10 protein-coding genes are annotated in these 7,499 nt (G+C 45.4%); 4 read left to right on the forward strand and 6 right to left on the reverse strand.

Features of this window, described 5'->3' with window-relative positions; genetic code table 11:
• Positions 1–10: 10 nt before the first annotated feature.
• Genes ACI35L_RS05190 through ACI35L_RS05200 form a run of 3 tightly spaced genes read right to left on the reverse strand, consistent with a single transcriptional unit; the run spans position 11 to position 2,228 of the window.
• Positions 11–745: an amino acid ABC transporter ATP-binding protein gene (locus tag ACI35L_RS05190; protein ID WP_439802382.1), complete on the reverse strand. Its 735-nt coding sequence runs from the start codon at positions 743–745 to the stop codon at positions 11–13.
• Between the two features lie 13 nt (positions 746–758).
• On the reverse strand, positions 759–1,424 hold the full coding sequence (locus ACI35L_RS05195) for an amino acid ABC transporter permease (protein WP_439802383.1): 666 nt from the start codon (positions 1,422–1,424) through the stop codon (positions 759–761).
• Between the two features lie 24 nt (positions 1,425–1,448).
• Positions 1,449–2,228, reverse strand: coding sequence for a transporter substrate-binding domain-containing protein (locus ACI35L_RS05200; protein ID WP_439802384.1), 780 nt, complete (start codon positions 2,226–2,228; stop codon positions 1,449–1,451).
• Between the two features lie 204 nt (positions 2,229–2,432).
• Between ACI35L_RS05200 and ACI35L_RS05205 the strand changes: the two genes are divergently transcribed.
• Both ACI35L_RS05205 and ACI35L_RS05210 read left to right on the forward strand, forming a co-directional pair.
• A complete protein-coding gene (locus tag ACI35L_RS05205) occupies positions 2,433–2,687 on the forward strand; it encodes a metal-sensitive transcriptional regulator (RefSeq protein WP_049672465.1) in 255 nt (84 codons plus the stop codon).
• A 74-nt stretch (positions 2,688–2,761) separates the two neighbouring features.
• Positions 2,762–3,058 (forward strand): rhodanese-like domain-containing protein, encoded by a 297-nt coding sequence (locus ACI35L_RS05210; RefSeq protein WP_049672464.1) that lies wholly within the window; start codon positions 2,762–2,764, stop codon positions 3,056–3,058.
• Positions 3,059–3,095: 37 nt separating this feature from the next.
• Here the strand turns inward: ACI35L_RS05210 and ACI35L_RS05215 are convergent, their stop codons facing one another.
• The 3 genes from ACI35L_RS05215 to rraA form a co-directional block, all read right to left on the reverse strand.
• The gene (locus tag ACI35L_RS05215; RefSeq protein ID WP_049672463.1) at positions 3,096–4,391 is read right to left on the reverse strand and encodes a hemolysin family protein; all 1,296 of its coding nucleotides are present in this window, start codon (positions 4,389–4,391) and stop codon (positions 3,096–3,098) included.
• Between the two features lie 269 nt (positions 4,392–4,660).
• Positions 4,661–4,738, reverse strand: a complete 78-nt coding sequence (locus tag ACI35L_RS05220) for a putative holin-like toxin (protein ID WP_439802393.1) — start codon at positions 4,736–4,738, stop codon at positions 4,661–4,663.
• A gap of 250 nt (positions 4,739–4,988) precedes the next feature.
• Complete coding sequence (gene rraA, locus ACI35L_RS05225; protein WP_049672462.1) at positions 4,989–5,465, reverse strand: ribonuclease E activity regulator RraA; 477 nt, start codon at positions 5,463–5,465, stop codon at positions 4,989–4,991.
• Positions 5,466–5,609: 144 nt separating this feature from the next.
• On the opposite strand from rraA, the gene ACI35L_RS05230 reads away from it, so the two are divergent.
• Both ACI35L_RS05230 and ACI35L_RS05235 read left to right on the forward strand, forming a co-directional pair.
• Positions 5,610–6,509, forward strand: a complete 900-nt coding sequence (locus tag ACI35L_RS05230) for a diacylglycerol/lipid kinase family protein (RefSeq protein ID WP_439802385.1) — start codon at positions 5,610–5,612, stop codon at positions 6,507–6,509.
• A gap of 63 nt (positions 6,510–6,572) precedes the next feature.
• Positions 6,573–7,373 carry an aminoglycoside N(3)-acetyltransferase gene (locus ACI35L_RS05235; RefSeq protein ID WP_439802386.1) on the forward strand — a complete coding sequence of 267 codons (801 nt, stop codon included), beginning with the start codon at positions 6,573–6,575 and terminating at the stop codon, positions 7,371–7,373.
• Positions 7,374–7,499: the final 126 nt, after the last annotated feature.

Below are 7,499 nucleotides of genomic sequence, written 5' to 3' on the forward strand. Positions count from 1 at the left end.
CCTTCCTTCCTCAAAACTGGCTGCTGAAAAATTCTCGTGTCCGCTCCTCCTGCGGGTTGTCGAAGATTTGCTCGGGTGTGCCGCGTTCGAGGATGTTTCCTTCGTGCATGAAGAAGATCCAGTCGGCGACTTCGCGGGCAAAGGACATTTCGTGGGTGACGATGATCATGGTCATGCCTTCTTCGGCGAGTTCTTTCATGGTGAGCAGTACTTCTCCGACGAGCTCTGGGTCGAGGGCGGAGGTGGGCTCATCGAAGAGCATGATGTCAGGTTTCATGGCGAGTGCCCTGGCGATGGCGACACGCTGTTTCTGGCCGCCGGATAGTTTGCTTGGGTAGACGTCGGCTTTGTCTTCTAGCCCAACTTTTTTCAAGAGTGCCTTGGCTTCTTGTTTAGCGGTTGCCTTTGGTACCTTCTTCACTTGGACCGGTGCTTCGATGACGTTTTCGAGTACGGTCATGTGCGGGAAGAGGTTGAAGTGCTGGAAGACCATGCCGATTTTTTGGCGGACTTCATTGATGTTGTGGGTGGTGGTTTCGATTTGTTCCCCTTCGATGATGATTTTGCCGCTGTTCTTTTTTTCGAGATAGTTGATGCAGCGAAGCAGGGTGCTTTTGCCGGATCCGCTGGAGCCGACGAGGCAGACAACGTCGCTTTCGTGGATGGTCATGTCTATATTTTTTAGGACGTGAAGGTCCCCGAATGATTTGTTTAGGTTTTCAATTTTGATCATTTCTCGTGCCATGTTTTATTCCCCCTTACTGGTCGCTAATGGACATTTTCTTTTCTAGTGCGCGCAGGCCGAGTGTGAGAATGGCGACTAGGATTAGGTAGTAGACGGCGACGATGAGCAGGTAGTTCATCTCGTCGAAGTTGTTGGACCCGAGTGTGGTGGCAACGTTGAATAGTTCGTTCAACGAGATAAAGGCTGCCAAGGAGGAGTCCTTTAAGCCGATGATGAATTGGTTGCCAAGCGGCGGCAGGGCTCTGCGCAGCGCCTGCGGGAAGATAATTCGACGCATGGCGAGTCCGCGGGTCATTCCGAGTGAGCGGCCGGCTTCCATTTGGCCTCTGTCGATGGATTGAATCGTTCCGCGGAAGATTTCTGCAATATAGGCACCGTTATGGAAGGCGAGTGCAAGTGAGGCAGCCCAGAAATCCGGTATGAGGAAGATGCCGCTGAATCCAAAGTACAGGATGAAGATTTGTACGATGAGCGGTGTACCGCGAACAAGGTAAATATAAGCATCAGAGACGTAGCCAAGAATTTTGATGCGAGATATCTTTAATAGGGCAACGACTAAACCGATAATGATTCCGATTAGGATAGAGACAACTGTTAATTCAAGCGTTAAAATCATGGCATCGAAAAAGACGCCGCGTGTATCAATTAATGTGTCAAAAAAATGCGAGAAACTCGGCAATCGAAACAACTTCCTTTCTATCTATTATTCTGGTTTTGTTGTAATATCTTCTCCAAAGTATTTCATGCTGATTTCCTTTAAGGTACCGTCTTCGCGGAGTGAATCAAGGGCGTTATTGACTTCCTCGAGCAAAATGGGATTATCCTTTGGAATGACGACTGCCTGTTCGCTTCGTTCAATCAGCTGCTGGCCGATAATTTCGAAGCCTTCTTTGGCAGCGGTTGCTCCTGTGACAAAGTCGGTGATGACAGCATCATGGCGCCCGTTACTGAGTGCCTTTAAAGCGGTTATGTCACTGTCATACATTTTTATGTTGGATGTATATTGGCTTGCGGTATCTGCATATGTAGATCCTTTGGCAACAGCTACTTCTTTTTCTTTTAAGTCTTCAACCGTTTTAATTTTGCTGTCAGGCCGGGTGAATATTTGGGGACCTGAGTAGTAGTAGGGGGTGGAGAATAAGACATGCTTGGCTCGTGCGTCATTGATGGTGTGGCTGGCTACTGCAACATCGGCGCGGCCGGTTTTGACTCCTTCTACGATTCCCTTAAATTTCATTTGTTTCTGGACAGGCTCGAGGCCAAGCTCTTTGGCAATGGCTGCTCCGACTTCAATGTCAAAGCCTGTCATGGTCATATCGTCATTCATATAGCTGAATGGCCGGAATTCGCCAGAAGCCGTATAAATGAATTTGCCTTCTTCAATTAGTTCAGCGCCGCTTTCCATTTTGTCCTTTTCAGCACAGGCTGATAGGATACCGGCGCAGATGATGAGGATGGCAAGTGACATGGATCTCATTTTCATATGATAGAATCTCCTTTCGACAAAATGGCATATCCTCTTTTACCCTAATACAGACACTCAATAACCATTTATTTCATTTTTATCCTATAAACAGGTAAAAGGATGGAGTTTATCGCTTGAGAAAATGGGAATGAATGCGTACAATGACATTCAATTAGATAAGGAATCGTTTTTCGGGTATAATCTTCTAAAGGAGTGAAACGGATGGAATATAATGACCAGGTTAAGAACCGTGTGAAGCGGATGGAAGGCCAGCTTCGCGGTATTTTAAAAATGATGGAAGAGGGCAAGGATTGTAAGAATGTCGTGACTCAATTGTCGGCTGTTCGTTCAGCTGTGGATCGAACAATCGGGGTGATTGTGAGTGAGAATCTTGTGGAATGCGTGAAGACAGCTGAGGGAAAAGAGCAGGAAGCCTTAGTGAATGAAGCCGTCAGTTTATTGGTGAAGAGCCGATAGTTCAATGATTGGCTTTTTTTAAGCTTATTTGTTATACCTAGAGGGGTAAAGAGATTTCGGGAGGAATGAAGAACGTGAAAACAATTGATCCACAAGAAGTGCAGTCTCGTCTTGAAGCAGGAGAGCAGCTGAATATCATTGACGTGCGTGAAGCGGATGAGGTGGCAGGAGGCAAGATTCCAGAGGCCTTGCATATTCCATTGGGGCTTGTTGAGTTTCGAATGAATGAATTGGATAAGAATAAAGAGTATTTCGTTGTGTGCCATGCAGGCGGACGAAGTGCCCGTGCTGTACAGTTTTTAGAGTCATATGGATATGATGTTACGAACATAAATGGCGGCATGCTTGCATGGGAAGGCGAAACAGAATAAAGCTGAAGAAGGCGGCAAATCGATGCCGCCTTCTTTTTTATCCAGCTTTCTTAATCTCGATATAAAGGATATGATATTCTTCGGCTTCTGTGATGGTGAAGATATAGCCTTCTTCCTCAATAGAATCACCGATAATCACGTCCATCTTACGGGTTAAGTACCAGCCCCCGATAGTGTCTATATCAGGGTTGTCGATATGAATGCCGAGCAGGTCATTCACCTCAGATAATAGCAATTTAGAATCAACAATATAATGGTTATCGCCTAGTTTCCGTATTTCCGGAAGCTCGTCATCATCAAATTCATCACGAATCTCACCGACGATTTCCTCAAGGATATCTTCTACTGTGACAAGTCCGGAGGTTCCGCCGTATTCATCGAGCAAGACCGCCATATGGGTTTGTTCTTTTTGCATCCTTACGAGCAGGTCATGAATAGGCACCGATTCAATGACTGTAATGATTGGCTTGATAAAGGGCTCGATGGGCATATCCATCTTCATGCCGGAACGAAGGCAGGCCGTCATAAGCTCCTTCGTGTTAATTAAGCCGATGATGGAGTCTTTGTCTCCATCTGCAACTGGAAAACGGGTGTATTGCAGGTCATAGAGCTCCTCAAGAATATCCTCAAGCTTATCATCCTTCTGGAAGACATGGATTTCAGTACGCGGTACCATGATCTCCCTTGCGAGACGCTCATCAAATTCAAAGATATTGTTTACATATTTATATTCAGATTGATTGATTTCGCCTTTTTGGTAGCTGTCGCTTAAGATCATGCGCAGTTCTTCCTCGGAGTGAGCAATATCTCCCTCAGATGAAGGCTTGATGCCAATCAGCCCAGTAATGAAACGTGCAGAGTGGTTCAGTGCCCATATGATTGGGAAGGTAATCCGGTAGAACATGATCAATGGTCCAGAGAAGTTTACGGTAATAGCTTCTGCCTTTTGGATGGCCACAGATTTAGGCGCTAGCTCCCCAACAACCACATGCAGGAATGTGATTAGCGAGAAGGCAATCACGAATGAAATCAAGGATGCTGCGGATTCCGGAATATGCAGTTTAACGAATAATGGATCAATAAGCGCTTTTACAGTCGGCTCACCTAACCACCCGATACCGAGAGAGGTGATGGTAATGCCGAGTTGTGTAGCGGATAAATATTCATCTAAATGAGTGATGACTCGTTTAGCATTAATCGCTTTTTTGTTGCCTTCCTCGATTAGTTGATTGATTCTCGTCGCGCGCACTTTGACAATGGCAAATTCGGATGCTACGAAGAACATAGTGCTCGCAAGCAGGATGAATAGTGCGATTAATTTAGCTGTGTACATTAGTCCTCTTCATCCCTGTATTAGGAGGATGAAGATTCACCGCCTTTCTGATAAAACCTCTATAATCATTTTACCATTCGTGCCAAACTTAAACACAATATAGAAAGATGGATAAAATCACCTATTGATAGAATCTCTCATGACAAGGGCTTCCATTTTATGATACCCTGATAATAAGAAATAGCCGTGAATGGTGGGCATTCACGGCTATTGAAGAATCCACATCCTGTCAGAGGACAGGGAAATAGGCCTCTATTTACACAGGGGGCCTATTTTTTTATCGTGATAATGCTGAGCAGCAGAGTAGCAAAGCCAAAAGTGACCATCAAGGTTTCAAAGACTGTCAAAATGTATCACCCCCATTCTGTGGGAGATTGTCTTCATCGTGGATGTGGTCTTGTTTGTCCATTATAGCAAACAATCGAACAAATAAGAACATACGTTCGTTAATTTAACCAAAAAATGACTTTTGACATGCAATGTAAGCATTTAATATCTCGTTGGAGAAGCGGCAGTAAAGTTTCGTCACCTCCATGGAATCAGCAGAAAAAAGGCATCCGGTTTAACCGAATACCTTTTTGGCTGTATATAGATGACTCATGTGTGCACAGGCTTTTCTGCGAGCAGAATACCATCATCATCTGCATAAACGTACTGGCCAGGAATCCAATCTACTTCCCCAAAGGAGAGAGGGATATCTTTCGTTCCCTCGCCGCGTTTCTTGCTTTTGAAGGGGCATGTCCCGATTGCTTTGATACCGACCGGAATGGTCGCTAATTCAGCGGAGTCACGGACACAGCCGTTAATGATGATTCCATTTATTTGGCGGTCCCGGGCGATGCCTGCTAAAAGGTCACCAAGCAGGGCGCAATTTCTTGAGCCGGCCCCATCAACGACAAGAACAGTTCCAGGCTCAATCGTTTGCAGGCTTTCCTTCACTAAAGAATTATCCTCAAATACATCTACGGTTTGGATATAGCCATGGAACTCTCTCTTTCCTCCATATGAGGATAAGTCCATTCGGCATAGTTTAAGTTGATCAGCGTAGTCATCACATAAATCTGCGGTTTTCATCTATTTCCACCCCCTCTGTTCAGAAAAATCAGTTTATTTTACAATTATAGTCAAAATGATACAGGCCTGCCAGAACAATGGTTTTGTTCCCATGCAAAAATGGGAAAATAAAGGGGGATAGAATACGGAAAAAATGAGGGGAAGATGATGGATATGTATAACCGTGCACTGTTCATTTACAATCAAACGGCTGGACAGGCAGATACAGAGAAAGCACTGGCAGCTGTCTTGCCAGTTATAAGTGTGCATGTTAAACAATTAGAGGTCATACAGACAGAGCGTGAGGGAGAGACAACAGAACTATGCAGGGAATGGGGAGAGAAAGCTGACCTGATTATTATACTTGGCGGGGATGGCACCGTTCATGAGGCCATCAATGGTGTAGCAGAATTGGACAAGAGACCGGTTTTAGGGATACTACCTGGGGGTACATGCAATGATTTCAGCCGGATGCTTAGCATGCCGCAAAATCTTGCAAAGGCCGCTAAGAGCCTTATGGAGGGCAAGACACAGCTTTTAGATGTTGGGAAGGTTAATAACCACTATTTCTTGAACTTTTGGGGAGTCGGTCTTGTAGCAGCTACCTCAACGAATATAGATGATACTCAAAAGAAGGTAATCGGAAAACTGAGTTATTTCCTCAGTGCCTTGAAGACAGTGCAAATGACAGAGCCATTTCGATACACTCTTCGAGGGGATGATCATGAATTGGAGGGAGAGGCCGTAATGATTCTTGTCATGAACGGTCGGTATATAGGCACAAATTCAATTCCTTTTCCGAATATGAAGGTGGATGACGGTCTATTTGATGTGCTGATTGTTAAGGATTCCTCCTTTGGTGCCTTCATAGAAGTATTCAATCTGGAAGAGCTGCCGCCAAACGAGAAGGAAGCACAAGGGAATTTGCAGCATTTCCAAACATCATCGCTTTCTGTGAAGACGACACCGGTTCTAGCGGCAGACACAGATGGGGAAATATATTCTGAGACACCAGCTGAATTGACTGTTCTCCATAAACATATTGAAATGATTGTCGGCGCCTAGATGAAGCTCATGTCTTCCATCAAGTAGTATAATAGAGAAAAACGATGAAATGAGAGTGGGGCCATGAATAGTTTGATCGATCAAACGCCTTTCCCAAGGACGAGGGACCAACTGCGAAAAGATTTGCGTGAGCTTGGGGTAGATGCGGGCATGACCTTGCTGGTTCATAGCTCACTATCCTCCATTGGGTGGGTTAATGGGGGAGCCGTCGCACTTATCCAGGCGATAATGGATGCTGTGACAGAAGAGGGCACAATTATCATGCCGACTCAATCAGCTGATTTATCAGACCCGGCTGAGTGGCTGCTGCCACCTATTCCGTGGGAATGGTGGGAGACGGTTCGCAGTACGATGCCTGCCTATGATCCCGATGTCACACCGACCCGCGGGATGGGCAAGGTTCCAGAGCTGTTCAGAACCTTCAAGGGTGTCAAAAGAAGCAGTCATCCGCAGGTATCCTTTGCCGGCTGGGGGGCTAGGAAGGAAGAAATCCTGTCCACCCACAGTCTTGAATATGGGCTTGGGGAGCAGTCACCGCTAAGGAAAATGTATGATTTAGATGCCTATGTCCTGTTTATTGGGACAACCTATGAAACGAATACATGCTTTCATCTGGCAGAGTACAGGGCCGGAAATCGAGCGGAAATTATGAAAGGAGCGCCAATCATAATAGACGGTGTCAGGAAGTGGGTGGAATTTCACGACCTGGATTATGATGATACCGACTTTGACGAGATTGGCGTGGAGTTTGAGAGGGAACATAAGATTAAGCGCGGCAAGATTGGCAGTGCTCATTCCCGCTTATTCTCGATGAGAGAAGCAGTCGATTTCGCGGAGAAATGGATGAAGCATTCTACAAGATAAAAAATGCGGCTGGGATATAAGTATTTCAGCCAATGATAAACCCGAAGGATTAGACGATAAAGGTATCTATCTATCGTCTAATCCTTCGGGTCTTTATTTGTTGTTTTCCATGCATTAGTTGATTGT

This window comes from Pradoshia sp. (assembly GCF_051873915.1).
GTDB lineage: Bacteria > Bacillota > Bacilli > Bacillales > Pradoshiaceae > Pradoshia.